2 protein-coding genes and 1 pseudogene (1 of these 3 cut by a window edge) are annotated in these 16,979 nt (G+C 74.2%); 2 read left to right on the forward strand and 1 reads right to left on the reverse strand.

Annotated elements, in window-relative coordinates; all coding sequences use genetic code 11:
• Nucleotides 1-8,799: pseudogene (locus tag ACFV3R_RS00420) on the reverse strand (hypothetical protein) (its annotated part extends 35,539 nt beyond the left edge of the window); the annotation flags it as partial.
• Between ACFV3R_RS00420 and ACFV3R_RS00425 the strand changes: the two are divergent.
• Together ACFV3R_RS00425 and ACFV3R_RS00430 are read left to right on the forward strand one after the other, a co-directional pair.
• Nucleotides 8,737-12,153: a hypothetical protein gene (locus ACFV3R_RS00425; protein WP_385574289.1), complete on the forward strand. Its 3,417-nt coding sequence runs from the start codon at nt 8,737-8,739 to the stop codon at nt 12,151-12,153. The pseudogene ACFV3R_RS00420 and the gene ACFV3R_RS00425 overlap by 63 nt on opposite strands.
• Before the next feature lie 4,207 nt (nt 12,154-16,360).
• Complete coding sequence (locus ACFV3R_RS00430; protein WP_385574295.1) at nt 16,361-16,906, forward strand: hypothetical protein; 546 nt, start codon at nt 16,361-16,363, stop codon at nt 16,904-16,906.
• The last annotated feature ends 73 nt before the right edge of the window (nt 16,907-16,979 follow it).

Genomic DNA, 16,979 nt, shown 5'->3' on the forward strand with positions numbered 1-16,979 from the left:
CGGCTCGGGGAGGGCCTCGCTCGTACCGGAGTCGAACAGGCGGTGCTCGGGGATCCAGAGGGTGAGAGGCCCGTGCTCCTGCTCCGGGGGCCAGTGGGCCTCCTCCTCGCCCTGAGCGGCGTCCTCCTCCCGCACCTGCCACCGGCCGTCGAAGTCCGTCGGCTGCGCGGCGTCGAAGGCGCGCATCATGACGTTGGTCTGCTGCCCGTCGGAGACCGAGACCGACTGCGAGTACTGGTGGTGCGAGCCGGAGGGGGAGAAGGTCGTGGCGCCGTAGAAGACCGGTCCGACCATCTGGTTGAAGAACACGATGAGCGGGACGGAGATCCCGCGCGAGGTGCCCGAAGCGGTTGCGTGCGAGGACCCCACCGGTCCGAAGACGCTCTGCTCCACCTTGACGTCGGGCAGCGCGCCCGCGGTGCTGCCGTAGCGCTGCGAGAGCCTCGGGTCCGTGAGCCGCAGCCGCACCCGCACGGTCCGCGGCCGGCCGTCCACGGTGACCGTGACGGGGAACCCCGCGGCGCTGCGGAAACGGGCCCGGTTGGTATTGAACTCCGCCCCGCTCAGCCGGTCGGCGAGCTGCCCGCGGACGTCGCGGCCCGCGGCGCTCTCCGGGTCGAGCCCCAGTTCCTCGATGACCTGCGTGTGCAGGCCGTCCAGCACGACGGGCGGCAGCGGGCTGAACAGGACGAGGCCGACCTGCCCGTCGTGCCGCGCGCCGTAGCTGCGCCCGTACGGCGAGAGCGCCCGGTCCCTCGGCGGGCTCGGCGTGACCGCGGTGTCGATCTCGGGCATCGGGTTGGGGGCGGCGTGCTCGGCGTGCGACTCGCTGTCGTCCACGTCGGACTCGGCGCCCGGGTCGAGTTGCTCGGCCTCGGTGACGGGCTCGGTCTGCGCGGCCTGGGTGACGGGCTCGGTCTGCGCGGCCTGGGTGACGGGCTCGGTCTGCGCGGCCTGGGTGACGGGCCCGGCCTGCGCGGCCTGAGCGACGGGCTCGGCCTGCGCGGCCTGGGTGACGGGCTCGGCCTGCTCCGGCGCCGCTTCGGGCTCGACGACCGGCCCGACCTGCTCCGGCTCCACCACGGGCTCGCTGACGGGCCCGGCCTGCTCGGGCTCGGCGACGGGCTGCGCCTGCTCCGGCGCGACGCTCGGCCCGGCCTGCTCGGCTTCGTCCAGCGGACCGGCCTCTTCCAGCGGACCGACCTCGTCCGCGAGCGGCTCCGCGCTGTCCCGGGTGAGCGTGCTGCCGCCCTCGGGGGTGCCCCAGAAGCGGCCGTCGGCGACCTCGGGCGAACCCCACACCATGGCGTTCGTCTCCGGCGGCACCGAGAGGTTGCCCTCCGTGCTGACCAGCGTGCCGTCCTCGGTGCGCCACCACTGGGCCTCGCGGCCCTCCCCCACGGGCCCCTCGGAGGATTTCCGGTGCACGCCGGCGTCCGGGTGGGTGAAGGAGACCAGTTCCGCCGGACGCCCGTCGCCGGCGGGCACCTCGTCGACCACGACCTGGGAGCGCACCACGTGGTGCGCGGGGTCCTTGATCGTGCCGGCGGCGATCATCTTCGCCGCCGAGGCGCGCGTCATCCGGATGGCGACCGGGTGCGCGATCGGCACGTCGAGCGCGGACTCGGTGTCCCCCAGTCCCAGGGCACTGCGGACCGGCTCCCGCAGCCGGGCGATCATCCGCAGGTCGACGGTGAACTGGACCAGTGCCGACGGCCCGGAGAACATCTCCACCACCGGGCTGCCGCCGGCGCGCTGGCCGGCCTCGGCGGTGGCGTGACCGCTGGTGTGGGCCAGGATCGCCGCGTCGTCGTGGACCTGGTGGACACCGAAGAGGAGGTAGTTCGGCAGGGGCGCCTGCTGCCCCGTGGCGGCGCCGCCGTCGCCCAGGGCGGTGCCTTCTCCGCTCTCGGCCAGTCCCATGCCTCTGGGGTGGCCGCCTGCCGTGACCTCGAAGGTGGCCTCCTCACCGGCGCCCAGCACCTCGCCGTCGGTGAGCCGGGCGTGGAGGAGGACGTCCAGGTCCTCGGTGCCCAGGAACCGCTTGACGAACGCGGGCGGCAGCGGCATCCCGGTGGTGGCGAGGATCGGCAGCGCCGAGTTCAGCCACTCCGTGGAGAGCCCCTCCCGGACCGTGTACGCCGCAGCCGCGCCGATGTTCCGGAAGTCCGCCGACGCACCCAGCCTGCGGGTCAGCTCGGCCAGCCCGGCCCGCACGCGTGCGGCGCCGCGGAAGCCGTTGGCCTGCGCCTCCGGCGGGAGCTGCGTCCTCGGGGCACGCCACTGCGCCAGCGGGAGGAGCGGCCCGGTTCCGGCGTCCACCGGCGGCACTTCCCGGGGCGGACGCAGACCGGCCAGCGCCCTGAGGTCGGACTCCGGCATCCGGAACAGCAGGTACCTGTCGTCCTCGGGCACGGTGCCGTCGGGGCGGGCAGGCGGCGCCTGCAACTCGACCGAGGCGATGGGCTGCGCGCCTTCCGGCTCCCCCGTGCGGTAGAGGTCCAGACGGGGCGGACGGACGCCGGCCAGCGGTATCCGGACGGTGACCATGCCGGCCTTGTCCGGAACGCTGGTCTTCACCGCGGCCAGCAGCGCACGGCGCACGGTGTCGGCGAACGTGTGCTCGGCGCTCGTGCCGCCGCCGGGGAGCGCGGCGAGGCCGCCCACGCTGTCGGAGAGCGCGCCGTCGAAGAGCCCGAGACCATCCAGCCCGGCCCCGTGGCCGTCCGTGGTGGTCTTCCCGCTGTCGAGCATCGCCGTGGTCGAGTAGGACAGTCCCCGGCCCTGGTGCGGTGCCCCCTCGACCGTGCCGTCCTGCGGGGTGACCACCAACTGTGCCCAGTAGGCGCGGTTGCCGCGGCGCTGGTCGAACAGTTCCACCGACAGGTCGCCGTCGGACAGGCTGTTCAGCAGGCTCACCGCGCCGTCGAGCACCGCGCCCAGCCGTTCGGTGTTGTGCCGCCTGTCGTCCAGCAGCCGCTCGGGGAGCAGGTCGGTGGGGATGAGGTCCTTGGTGAGCCGGCCCGCCCGTTCGGCCAGCTTGGCGCGGAGCGCGGGGAGCAACCGTCCGAAGTCGGGGGCGTGCACGACCTCGCCGAGGCCCAGGGGGACGTCGGTGGTGAGGTGCCCCTGGGGGGCGGGAGCGGGCCCGGTGGTGAGGGCGGAGGCCGGTTCCTGCGCCGTGACCGTGTCGCCCGCGGGTGCGGAGGCCGTGGACTGCGCGGCCGCGACCGGCTCGGGGACGCTCGTGTTCCCGGTCGGCTCGGTGGCGCTCGCCGTACGCGCCGCCACCCGCGCGTCGACCTGATCGCCGAGGCCGAGCGCGCGCGCCTGCTCCTCGGTCAGCAGCGCGGCGGCGGCCCCGGACAGCAGCCGGCCGCCCGTCGCCAGCTTCGCCGGCAGGAGGCCGGTGGCGGCCTCGGCGGCCATGAGGGCCTCAAGGTCGGCCTGGACCAGGACGACCCGGTCGGTGCTCCCGGTGGTGGCGATCCGTTCGACGGCGGCGAGCGAGGTCAGGAACGACTGCGCGGTCTTGCTGAAGCTGTAGCCGGGCGTCAGGCCGGCGAGGGCGAAGAGCTTCTCGGTGCTGCCCGCACCACCGGCCATCAGGGACAGTTTGGCGAACCGGCCGGCCTCCTTGACCCCGGACGCCTGGTGGCCCCCGGACAGCCACTTCTCGGTGGCGGGCCCGTCGAGCACCTCCACGACCGTGGGGTTGACCACGTGGAAACGGCTGCCCACCGCGCCCCGCAGGGTGCCCTGCCGGCGCTCGTACCGCAGGCCGTCGACGATCCAGGCGCTCTTGGTGCCGCGCGCCAGGCCCACCGGAAGCGTGTCGGTGCTGAACCGCTCCTCGATCCACGAGGCGGGCTCCAGCCCCGGGGTGGTGAAAGCCTCGTCGCCGCCCGCGGCTTCGGTCAGAAGGTCCTGCGCCAGTGAGCGGATCTCGGCGCCGTCACCGACGATCTCCAGTGCGAGCCACTGCTTCAGCGGGTTCCTGGCCGCGTCCACGGGGGCCCACGCGGGGTCGTAGAGGGTGTTGATGCCGCGCAGCTCAGGCACCGGAACGGGCTGCACCGGCCCCGTGGTGAGCGGGAGCTGGGGCCGGTCGCCGCCCGTCCCCGCCGTCTCGGCCCCGGGCCTGGCGTGGGGCATGGCCTCGGCGAGGGTGAGCGCGGTCGGGGTGGTCAGCCGGACGGCGATCGGGTCGGTCTCCAGGGGGCGCACACCGTCCGCCGTCTTCGGGGCGGTGCTGCTGATCACGGTGAGCTTCGGGGCCTGGCGGCCGGGCCGTCCGGGGGTCGCGTACCGCACCCACGTCCTCGGGCGTGCGACGGAGGTGATCTCCACGTCGAAGGCGAGCACCGCGTGGTAGCCGCTGGTGTCCGTGGACCCGGCGGTCACCCAGGTGGCCTCCGTGTTGGGGCCCGCCTGGTTGACCCGGGACCGCTTGGCGCCCAGGGCGGCGGCGAAGGTCATGTAGAGGTGGCCGGGGACCGGCTTGGCCGACAGCGTCCCCAGCAGCGAGAGGCCGTCCTGCCCACCCCCGCCGCTCTGCGTCCCGCCGGCCAGCTTGGCGGTCCCGCGCAGCGCCCAGTCCGCCAGCTGCCCCTCGTACTCCTCGGGCGTGAGCAGCCGGCCCTTGACGCGCACCTGCACGTACTCGTTCCCGGTCCAGCCCTTGCGGCGCAGGTCGGCCGTCAGGCCGGTGGTCAGGAGCTGCCCCTTGCGGGTGGCCATGCTGGACGGGGAGAGCGTGGTGGTGAGCCTGCGGTGGTTGGTCCGCATGCGTGCCTGGTCGGCGGTGTTCTCGAAGAAGCCGGAGGTGTTCTCCTTGCCGAAGCCCGGCAGGAAACCGGCGAGCCTGGGGTCCTCGGCGAACGCCTTCTCGATGCCCGCCACCAGCTGCGCGGTGTCCACCTTGGACAGCGCCACGCTCGGACTCGCGGCGCCGAGGATCAGGCTGCGGTCCTGTCCGGGGTGGTTCAGCAGCGGCCGGGGCGAGGGGACGCCGGCCGGCAGCCTCAGCCCGAGTGCCGCGGCCTCCTCGGGGCGCAGGCTCAGCCAGGCCGTCACGTCGTGGTGGGCGGCGGCGCGGCCGCGGCCCGCGCGCATCGCGCTGGACCGTGCCCCGGTGCCCTCCACCCAGACACGCACCCGGGCCCGGTAGACCACTCGGGGGCCGGTGATCCGCGGCCCGTTCTTGCGGGTGGTGACCGTGTTCGAAGAGGACGTGCGGGACGCGGCGGAGAGCACGCCGGGACGCACGGCGGCACGGAACTGGGGGCCGCCCTCCATCAGCCCGCCCGCGCCCACCGGGCCGGCCGCCACCTCACCGCCGTAACCGGCGCTGAGGTCGGTCGACATGGCCCGCTGGGACTGCAGCTCGTGCTCGGAGAACAGGTCCGTGACCGGGAAGGCCGGAGCGATCCGGAGGATGTCGGCCCGGGCCCGGTACCCGCCGCGCACGCTGCGGCCCTGGCTCACGAGCTCGTCGGAGTCCGTCCACCCCTCGAAGTAGTCGTGCAGGTCGCGGGTGAGCTGCTGGGCCGTGCCGGGGTGGAAGGCGGTCGCGCGTCCGGGGGCGCCGGGGGCGGTGAGCGCCGGGTGCGTCACCGTGCGGATGGCGTCGAACATGCCGCCGCCGCCCTCGTGCTGGGCGCCGGCGCCGGTGACCGTCAGCACGTCCAGCGAGTCGGCGAAGCGCACGGCGCGCGCCTTCTCCGTCGACAGCTTCTCCGAGTAGGGCGCGTTGTCCTGCCGGGTGTCCGCCGGAATGAGCTGGCGGACGGGGACGGTCGCGGTCACCGATCCCGGGCGGTGGAAGACGCTCGGACGGGGCTCCCTGGCGGACTGCACCCGCACGGTGACCTGCACCGTGCGCGGCACGTCCACCGAACCGCCGGACGCGGTGAGCGCGCGGGCCCGCGCCGTGCTGTCCTGCGTGGCCACCGTGCGCGTGGTCTGTCCGAAGGACAGGTTGACGCCCGCGGTGACGCCGGCCAGCAGGCCGGGGACCGGGGTCGGCAGGACCGCGGTCACGTTCAGCTTGGCGGCCCACCCCTTGGTCGAGGTGGCGCTGCGCGTCGTGGTCGCGGACGAGGTGTGGGCGTTGAGGACGTCCGGTCCCTCGGCCTTCGCGGCCTTCGCCGGGTCGACCACGGCGACCAGCGGGCGGGGCTCCGTGCGCGAGCGGGTGACGCTGACGGTGACGTCGTGCCAGGCGTTGTTGCCGCGGACCTGGAAGGTGCGTCCGCCACCGACGAACGACGAGGTGTTCGCCGTCAGTTCGTCGGTGATCGGCTCGGGGTCGCCGCCGGTGACCTCCTTCACCCGCTCGCCGACCCAGTCGACGGCGTCCAGGTCGTGGAACCGGGACAGGCCGGGACCCTCCATCGTCTCCAGGTACACGGGGAGCCGGAGGTGGCCCACGACGGGGGGCACGGTGTCGGTGGTGGCGGTCGGCGTCCCGCCGGGGGCCGCTGCCTCGGTGGTCGTCGTCGCCGGCGGCGGCGCCACCTTGGTCGTCGTGGCCGACGTCGTGTCCGGGGCCCCCGGATCGGCCGTCTTCGCCGCCGGTGGCGTCGCCTTGGTGGTCGCGTCCCCCGGCCTCTCCTGCGGGGCCGCCGACTCGTCCGTCCTCGCCGTCGTCCCCGTGGTGGTCTCCGGTTCCGCCTTCCAGCCGGTGTCCTCGGCCGGCTTCACCGGCTGCCGGACGGGGGCGGGGACGGCGGTGTTGCGGGGGCCCGGAAGCGTGGCCGTGGCCCGCTGGGGGGCGGCTTCGGGGGCGAGGTCCGGGGTGTGGCGGGTCGGCTTCGGGAAACGGAGGAGCTGCCGCAGTCGCGACACCCACCGGGACCTCGGCCGGGGGGCGGCGGTGTCCGACGTGGCCGACGAGGTGGCGGCGCCGTCGTCGGACAGCAGGGCCAGCAGGTCGGGCGGGGTGGTGCTGCCGCCCTCGGGCAGCCCGTCGAGGTGCTCGGTGAACCGCGACTGCCGCGAGCCCTGGCTGCTCGCGTACTCCGAGGAGCCCGTGGTCGACGCGGTGTCCGTGGTCGACGCGGTGTCCGTGGTCGACGCGGCGTCCGTGGTCGACGAGGTGTCCGTGGGCCGCACGGCGACGGGTTCCGCCCACTGCAACGCCCGTGGGGTCCAGGTGACGGCCGCCGCCGCGGGAGCCACGGCAGGGGCCGTCTCCTCCTCGGGGGCGGTCCGGTCCCCCTCAGCCGCCGAGCTCTCGGGCAGCGACTGCGGCTGCGGTGAAGGCGTGGCCTGCTCGACCAGCTCCTCCGACGGGGCCTGTGCCGCGAGGGCCTCCTCCACGGCCAGTGCGCGGCGGAGCAACTGGTCCAGGCTCAGGTCCTCGTGCGGCGGCTGACCGGTCGTCTCCCGGGGGGAGGGCTGCGGACGGACGTAGGTGCCCGACGGGCCGGCCTCGGACGGGGCGAACAAAGTCCCCTCGCCCGCGTCCCGCGAGGCACCACCACGCGTCCGCGTCGGCCCACCGTCGGCGAGCGTCTGCGCGATCGCCTCACCCTGCACCCGCATCGACTGCTGCAGGATCCACACCGGCAACTCGGCGTGCAACTGCGCAACCAGCTCCCGCGACAACGAGAAACGCACACCCGGCATCAACTCGCGCAGCTCCCGCCGCACGTCCGAGAACAGACGCTCAACGTCCTCCCGACTCAGCTGCCCCGGCTGCCGCACCAACGGCCCCGCATGCGGCCCCATCAGCTGAAGGTCACGACCCCGCCGCAGAGCCATGACCTCACGCGCCGCAAACGCATTCGGGTTCCACTGCACGCCGAGCACATTCCCGTCACCGTCGAAGACGGTCACCTTCGAGATGAACTCCGGACGAATACCCTTCCAGAACGCCACCTCCTGCTGATTCGCATACGCATGCCGCGGCATACTCGCCAGGAAATCGTACCCACCCGGCGCATCGATCGTGTACCGATAAGCGACACCATTCACCGTCGCCCAAGCAGGCCGAGCACCCTCCTCCGCAAACCTGCCATCACGACTGGTACTCACCAACGCCGTGTCGATGGTCTCCGCCTGATAGAACCGCAAAGAAACCGGACGCCGATCATTATGCGGACCGAAACCCACAACGAAAATCACATCCGGCCCACGCGAATCCCACCGGTGCAACGGCTCCAAATCCGCCCGATAAGCAACCCGGAAACGCCCACTCGCAAGCTCACCGGACCGCGCAAGCGGAAGATCCTCCGGCCGCGGCCCATACAGACTCGAACCAAAACCAACCGTCCGCTGCGGAACGAACGTCGTCTCCCGACCGAACCGCTGATACTCCTCCCGGAAACCCTCCTCACTCATCGGATTCTCCTCATCCGACGAGTAGAACTCATCCGCCACCAACGGCTGCGGAGAAAAATCAGGCAACCCCGACGGCCCCGCACCCGACGGCCCCGCACCCGACGAACCGAACCGACCCCCACCCCGCGACGCACCACCACGCACCGGGCCGCTGCCCACCCGCAGGCCACCGGACGGGCCGGCAGTCGCGCTCACCGCGCCCGCGAAGGGGATGCCCGTCCACGGGGTCTTCCGCCGCTCGTCGGCCGGGAGTTGCAGCCAGCTGTGCGCGTCGTCGATGACGGCCAGGTCCTCGGGGGTCGGGTTCGCCAGGCGCTCGGCCCAGGGGGCCAGATCCTGGACCCTCTGCGAAATCCCCTGCTGGTACGCCTGGGACTCTCCGACTGTGACGTGTCGCTTGCCGACGGAGCGGATCTCCACCACGGCCTTGCCGTCGTCCAGTTCGGGAAGCATCGTCGTGTCGAACTGTTCTTCCAGGACGACGGGGTTGTCCTGGGCCTCCTCGTCGCCGTAGCCGGTCCGGAGCAGGTCCTCCACCGTGTGCGCGAAGTCCGGCAGGTTGTAGTCCAGCGGCTGGACGGTCTGCTCCGGGGGAGGCTTCCGCAGCCCCTGGTGCTTGTAGTAGCGGTCTGTGGCGTCCGGGATCCTGGCCTGGATGCTCTGGTCGAAGTCCTCCAGACGCTCCTCGATGTTCTCCCGCAGGTCGCTCTGGGCGCGTTCCGGGAGCGCCTCGAAGAGTTCGTAGAGCTCGTGGCGCGGCAGTACGGCGGCGTGGGCCTTCCACAGCGCGTCCCCGAGACGGCCGTTGACCATCATCGCCGCCGTCACGTACAGGACGGCCTCGTAGAAGCGCCGCGCCTGCAGGCCCGCGTCGGGGACGCTGTCCAGCATTCCGAGTGCGTCCGCGACCTCCTCGGGGCCGAAGTCCTCTCCGCGCGCCTCGCGCAGAAGCTGGCGCGCGGCACCGAGGTCGGCGAACTTCAGCGCGTCGCCCAGGTGGTCGCGCGTGTAGTAGCCGTGGCTCAGGTCGCGCCAGGTGTTCTCGTAGACGTGCTGGAGGAGCGGGTGCCCCACGGTGGGCGGCACGCCCTCGTTGAAGTGGTCGTGCGAGCCCGGCCAGTCCCCGATCGGCCGCGGGCCGATCAGCCAGCCCTCGCCCTCCTCCGTGACCGTCCAGCCCTCCGGAAGGAAGTCCTGGAGACGGATGGACGGGGCGCTTCCCGCCTTTCCGGAGATCCTGGCGAACGCCTCGTCCAACTGGCGCTCGTGGTGGAACAACTGGTCCCGGTCCGCGTACTGCTCACCGGGCAGCGTGGTGGCCACACCGAAGATCGGCTCGGCGATGGCCATCTGCTGTATGAGGCCGTCGATCTCCTCGGGGTCCACGTCGTCCGGAATCGGCTGACCGGCCGCCCGCCGGGCTTGGACGGCGCTTGCCACCGTCCGGTGGTATTCACCGTGCGGTCCGGTGTAGACGTCCTTCATCTCGACGGTCAGCTTGGCCGTGTCCCCGTCGGGCCCCACCGCCACCACGTTCTTGAGCACCCGGGTGATGTCGGCGACGCCGTCCTTGGCCATCAGGAAGGTGTATTCCTTCTCCTTCCCGGACCCGGCCCCCAGCGCCAGCCCGGCGTACCACGGCCGGACCGAGCCGCCCCGTGCCTCGATCCCGTCCTGGACCATGCCCAGCGCGACGTAGAGGCCCAGCTTGTTGCTGTTCCGGTCGTGCCGGAAGCCGTGCGGCGGGTTCTCGTGGAGCTGTCGCAGGTCCGCGAGGGGCGGCGGGGCCAGGTGCTCGTGGTGCAGGTACTTCAGCCCGTCCCGCACCGCGTGCCAGAGCGCCTCCTCCGGAGGCATCTCCACCTGCACCCGGCCGGACGCCGGTGCCTTCGCCCCCGCCGCAGCCTCCTGTCCCGCGTCCGTGGCCGGCTCGTCGAAGACCGCGTCGATGGCGTCGGTGAGGGTGGCGGGGGCCTGCTCGGTGGTGGGCTCCGCGAGGGCCTGGTCCTGGTCCGGCACGGCGGAGGGGGCCTGGTCGCCGATCGCCGCCGCGGACCGGCCGGCCGAGAAGGCGTCGGCGGTGGCCGCCTCCCGCTCCCCCAACGATCCGACGAGGGCCGGCGGCGCCAACAGCTTGTAGCCGTTCCACCATTCGTCCGCGTAGTCGTCGGCGATGCCCTGCAGGCGCTCCGCCGCCACGGCACGGTCGCCCTGCAGCGTCCCGAAGCCCTTGCCAGCCGCGTGCAGCGCGGCGTCCTTCTCCCGCTCGAAGGTGAACTGGTCGGGGAGGGTGGAGGCCATGTCGTGCAGTTCGGCGCTCCACGGCGCGGTCTTGGCCGACAGTTCCCGGGGCGGGAAGAGTCCCTGACCGATGACCGAGGCGAAGGCGGCCCGGACGCGCGCGTCGTGGGCCGCGCGGACCCGCGCGGTCTGCTCCGGGGTGAGGACCTGGTCGGGGCCGGTCCAGTCCTCCAGCGCCTCGGCGAAGACCCGGTCGCCCTGTTCCCGGGCCACCTCCCAGGTGGCTTCGCGCAGGATGCGCCCGTCCAGCCGCTCCTGCCCGGCCAGGTCCCGCAGCCCGTCGTGGAAGACGGCCGTCCGGCTCGCGCGGGCCGCGGCGTCCGGCACGGGACCGTCGAAGTGCTTGTCGTACAGGTCGAGGACGTCGCGGATCAGGCCGGCCTGCACGCCGGTGCGGACCCCCTCGGTCAGGGGGGCGCCCGTGAGGTCCCCCAGGCCCGCGGTGGCCGGGGTGTCCTGGCCGTACTGCTCCTGCCAGGCGTCCAGTGCCGCGCCGGACCGCTCGATGGCGTCGCGGGCGAGGCGTTCGCGGACCGCCTGGTGGGCGACCCGCTCCGGAAGTTCGCGCAGGACCGTGTCGACCTGCTCCTGCCAGGCGCCCAGGCGGTCGGCCTGCGTCCGGTCGCCGTGCTCGGCCGGCGCCTCGTCGAACGTGCTGCGGTACGCCTCCTCAAGCGTGGACATCGCCTGGCCCCGCAGGGTCTCCCAGCTTCCCGGGGCGAGTCGCAGTCCGCTCGTGTCCGCTTCGAACGCGGCGAGCTGAGCGCGGGCGTCGGCGCCGAGGTGTTCCCGAGGCTGTCGGGCGATGTCCTGCAGACGCTGCGCGAGGCGGTCCTGGGCCTGCTCGTAGGCGAGGCGCGCGGCCAAGGCGTCCTTCGCCCAGCCCAGTGCCCGGTGGTAGGTCCGGGTGCCGCGCTCGACCGTCTCCCGCAGGTTGTCGCGGAGGCCGGGGCCGGCGGGCAGCGTCTGCTCCACACCGTTGCTGAGGAGTTCCTCGAACAGGGGCCGCACATGAGCCACCGCTGCCGCGTGGGCCCGGTCCTGCACCGCACGGGGCACAGGCGGGCTGAGCCTGTCGAAGGCCTGCCCGCCACGGTCCAGGACCACCTGGCGCACGCCCTCGCGGGTGAACGCGTCGGCCAGCCTCTCCGACAGGTCCTGGGACCCGTCGGTCCCCGTGAAGATCTCCCGGGAGCGGTCCTCCAGCGTGCGCTGCCGGGTCTGTTCCCGGAGGTCCGCGGGAACCTGCTGCCCCTCCGTTCCGGCGGCCCAGGTGTCGTAGGCGGTGTCGAAGGCGCGCTGCTGGTCCTCGGAGAGGGTGAACGGGCCTTCGGGCGGCGCTGTCTGCTGGATCGTTCCGTACTCGGCGGCGACCTGGTCGACGGCCGCCGCCTGGGCGGCGTTCTCCGCGGCGGCCTTCGCCAGCTCGGCGTCGTACTCGGTGTACAGCCGGATCTGCTCGGACTGCCACGCGGCCCGGCGCCAGTCGTCCGCCGCGAGGTGTGAGGGCGCCGGGACCAGCTCGGGCCGCCGGCCGGAGGCGGCCTGGCTGTTCCAGGCCTCCGCCTGCGCGGCGGTCTGCTCGGCCAACCGGGCCTGCACGTAGGACTGCCGGAGGTCATCGGTCTGCTGCCACAGCCAGGAGCGGGTCTCGGGGTGAAGCTGGGCCGTCGCCTCCGGCTGCCGGGTGTCCGCCAGGGCGTCGAACTCCCGCTGGGCACGGTCGCGGGCGCCGGCGGCCTCGGTCAGTGCGCGCAGATCCCGCTGGAACTGGGCCGTCGCCGCAGCGCGACCCTCCGGGCCCTGGAGGCGCATCCCTTGGGTGAAGTCCCGGAACAGAGCCTGCTGTTCACGCCGGTACCAGGCGGACGTCCTCGGGTGCCAGGTGCTCGACGGCTCGTACTGCTCGGCGACCGCCCGCAGCCCGCTCCCCAGGCGCCCGCCCGTCCGCGCCTGCGCCATGAGGTCCAGGGCGTTGCGCCGCAGGTCCCGGGTGAGGCCCTCGCGTATCTCCCGGGTCTGCTGTGCGGCCTCGCGCACGGCCTGCGCCCCGGCGCCCTCGTCGGTCTGCGCGCCGGGGGCGGGCCGCAGACCGGCGGTGTCCTGCGCGGCCTTCCAGTTCTGGACGAAGTCCTGCCGCAGGCGCTGCACCTGGTCCCGGTACCAGGCGAGCGCGTGGGAGTCCCCGATCGCGCTGCCCAGCGCGATGTCCGAGGCACCGTCCCGGCCGTACGTGTCGGTGGCCCACTCGAAGGCCTGGTGGGCCCGCTGGTCGGCCTGCCAGTCCCGGTACGCCTGCTCGTAGCGCGGCCGGAAGTCCTCGACCAGCCCGTCCAGCGGGGCGGCCGGCCCCTGCTCGTGGTTCCCCTCGACGGCCGCGTCCTGCGGCGGCGCCTCGACCGGCCCGCCGTGCTGCGTCCCGTCCGCCCTGACCAGGGGCGCCGCGGCGGCCGTGAACTCCTCCAGGAGCTGCCGGGCCTGGGGGGCGTCCCCGAACGCCCTCCCGTGGAAGGGCCGCGTCCCGGAGAGGAGTTTCTGCTCGAAGACCTGCTCGGCGACTCCCCGGGCGGCGTGGTCCTGCTCCGCGGCGTCGAGCCGGGCATCGAGCTGCGCCATCAGGTCGCCGGGGCCACCGCCGGGCTCCCCGCTCGTCCGCTCGGTCGCGTACCAGTCGCGGACCGCGTGGACCTGCGGCGCACCCGCGAGGCCGGGGCGGTCGGCCAGTTGCTGCGCGAACTCCTGGTATGCGGCGTCGCGCGCGTCGGCCTCCGCCCGCAGGCCGTCCAGCGCGCCGGCGGTCCCGGTCCGGGCCGCGGACGGTTCCTCGTGCGGTGCCGCCCCGGTCTGCTCCGCGACGGGCTCGTCGGACAGCAGCAGCTCCGCGTCGGGGTGCGCCGGTGCGGGCGCCTCCTCCTCGGGCGTGTCCTCGACGGCCGGCGGGCGGTAGCCGTGCGTCTGCGCGTACTCCTCCACCCGCACCTGCTGCGCCACCTGCTCCGGGTCGAGCCCGAACGCCTGGAGCCTCTGCTGGGCCTGCCGCAGCTCGACGCCGGCCAGGTGCGGCAGGAAGACCGCCCGGGTGCGCTCCCACCCGGGGGCGTCGGGCCGCTGCTGGACCTCCTGCTGGTAGAGCCGGGCCGCGTTGAGGTTCTCCGTGGCCTCCCGGTAGTCCTGCCACGCCTGGATGCGCTGCTCCGCCGTACCGGACGTGCCCGACCGCCCGACGGCGGCCTTCTCCGCCTCGCTCAGCCCGGGTGGGGCGGGCGTCTCCTGCTCCTGGACCTGCGGGGCGGCGGAGCCCTGCTCGGTGGCGTCCTCCGCCACGGCGGTCTCCTGCTCGGACCGCGTACCGGGGCCCTGGTCCTCCCCTGGGGCGCGCGAGGTGCGCACGTTCTCCCCGTGGGTCACGGCCGTGGTGCGGGGCGCCGCGGGGCGTTCCAGCAGTTGCTGCGACTGCAGGCCGCCTTCGGAGGCGCCCTGGCCGGGCCGCTCCACGCTGCCGGCCGCGCCGGGACGGCCGTCGCCCGCCGCGTCCGGACGTCCACCGGTTCCCGCAGGGGGCTCGGGGCTGCGGGCGGCGGGGCCCTCCGGCCCGCTCGCCGGCGCCGGGGCGGCCTCCGGGCCCGGCTCGGCCGCGGGAGGCGGGTCGCCCGCGAGGACCGTCTCGCCCGCAGGGGCCGGCTCGCCCGCGAGGGCCGTCTCTGTGGCGTCCGGCGGGCGCTGCTCGGGCGCGGGCAGCGACTCCAGCCGGCCGGCGAAGGCGTCGCCGTTGTCCTTCTCGTGCTCCAGCCACGCGTCGATGTCGTGCTCGTACGGGGCGTACAGCTCGTCGAAGGTCTTGACGGTCTCCTTGCGGAAGTCCTCGCCGGTGAGCTCGGCGACCGTGTCGTCCAGGCGGCGGTCGGCGTCCCAGTCGTGGCGCAGCGGGTGGTAGGCCTCGGCGCCGCGCTCCAACTGCTCCCGCAGCTCCACCTCGTGGTCGAAGCGGGCCTCCAGGGTGGCCTCGATCTGCTCCAGGTTCTCCTGGTACGGGCGCGGCGCCCGCCGGGTGTCGCCGTCCCACCGGCCGAGCTTGGTCCCGCGGAAGTCCGGGCCCTGGAAGGCGTGCCCCTCGGTGTTCTCGAAGAAGTGCTCGTCGACGGCCTTCTCGTTGAGAAGCCGCAGCTCCGTGGACAGCCGCTCCCGCGCGTCCTCCGGCAGGCTGCGCAGGCCGAAGGACTCGTCCTCGTACTCATCGAACTTCCGCTGGAGCTGCTCCTGCAGCCTCTCGTTGCGGATCTGGCGGAACTCGGCGTGACCGACGCGGCTCTCCAGGGCGCGCATCTGCAGATGGACGTGGTCGCGCCACTGCTTGTTGAACTCGGCGGCCCGGCGCAGGGACGCCGGATCGGTCCCTGCGTCGACCCCGGCCCGCTCGCGCTCGGTCTGGTAGAAGCGGTGCAGGTCCTCGTTCAGCTCGCGGCGCATCCGCGCCATGTTCTCCTCGTCCAGGATCGAGGAGATGCGCTCCGTGGGGAGGTTCGCGGGCTCCTCGGCCGGGGTCTGCCCCTCCTCGGCGCCGGGCCGTGCCTGCCCCGGGGCCTGGTCAAGCCCGGGCTTGTCCGCCTCTTCCGCACCCTGCTCGGTCGTCGCCTCGGAGTCGCCCTCCTCCCAACGCGAGCTGCCCGGGGGCTCCTCGACACGGGTCTGCGACCCCGTGGCCGAACCCGGCCCCTCGTCGGCCGCCGGCGCCTCCAGGCCCGGCGGGTCCTCCCCGGCTCCCCGTCCCTCCTCGGCGAAGTGCGCGACACCGCGGGGCGCCTCGAAGGGGGGCGGAGTGTCGTACTCCTCCCACTCCTCCGGCTCCTCCAGCCGCCAGTCGACCTGCCGGTTGATCTGCTCCACCTCGTGGGTGGAGTCCCACAGCGACGCCAGCCGCCTCGGCAGGTCATCGACGAGAGCGCCGAGCTGCTCCTCGATCATGCCGTTGCGGGCCGCCAGGTCGTCCGGGTGCGCCTCGTGCGCGCGGTCGACGAGGTCGCGGACCCGGGCCAGGTGGTCGGCGCGCAGGCCGGACAGCGACGTCGGGACGTAACCGTCCTCGCCGGGCCGCGGCCGGCCGTCGCCCCGCTCGTACGACGGGTCCTTGAAGTGGTCCGTCTCGTAGTGCTCGATGTCGGTGGGGACGTCACCGGACTCCCGCAGGAAGTCCTCCTCGCCGAGGTCGCCGCGGCCCCGGAACTCCTCGACCGCCCGGTCCAGCGCGTCGTTGAAGTGCGTCAGCTCACGACGGCGTGCCGCGGCCGTGGCGAAGTGGCGGTCGGCCTGGTCGGCGACCTCACGGTAACTGCGCTCCCAGGCAGCGGCGTCGAGCCCTTCCTCGCCCCGGGCGCTCCACTCCTGCTTGAAGCGGTTGAGGACGGCCTGGTGGAAGTCCCGCTCGGCCTGCGCGTGGCCCACGCTGTCCTTCGGCAGGCCGCGTCCGCCGAACAGGTCCTCGCGCTGGAACTTCTCGTAGCCCCGCAGCAGGTCGAGGCCGCGGTCGTTGCCGCGCTCGAACTCCAGCAGCCGGGCCGTGCGCTCGTCCCGGTCGCCCTGGTAGGCGTCCCACCTCTCCCGCCGCGCGATGCCCTCCGCGACCGGGTCCGCCACCGGCTCCGCGGCCCCGTCCGAAGCGTGCCCGGCCGGGTCCTGGGCGGGTTCCTGCCCCGTGCCATGGGCAGGCTCCTGCCCCGTGCCGTGGGCCGTCCCCTGGGACGCGGTCGGCTCGTCCGGCCCCTGGTGGAGGCCGCCGCCGTGGTGCTCTTCCGGGGCGACCGAGGAGGCCCGCGAGACCGGCCGCCCCGAGGAGTCCAAGGCCTCGTCGAAGACGCTCGACCTCCTGGAGGACGGCGACGAGTTGTCCGAGGCCACCGACCTCTGGTCGCCGGGCAGGCGGCTGTCCGAGGGCCGGTCGCCCGACAGCCGGGGGGTGCCCGATGCGGTCGCCGGACGGGTCGGCCCCGGACGCCCGGCCGTACCGCCGGGCGTCTCCCGCACCAGGTTCTGCCCCGACAGCGGCGCGCCGCCGGAACCCGCCGTGGTCTCCCGGGCGCCGCCGGAACCGGAGGTGGCCTCCCGGGCGCCGCCGTCCGCGGGCCGGGTCCCGCCGGGCGCACTCGGCCCGTCCGTGGACCGGACGGCGGGCCCGCTCGGCCCGGACGTCGACAGGCTGCCGCCGCGCTCCACCGGGGAGGCCACCGGCCGCCACGGGCCGTTCGACGTGTCGAAGCCGGGGTAGCGCTGGATCTGCGGTGCCTCGGCCGCGCCGGGGCCGTTCTCGCGGCCGGCCGGCCCTGTCCCCCTCGACACCG

Origin of the sequence: Streptomyces sp. NPDC059740 (genome assembly GCF_042733155.1) — a bacterium.
Taxonomy (GTDB): Bacteria; Actinomycetota; Actinomycetes; order Streptomycetales; family Streptomycetaceae; genus Streptomyces.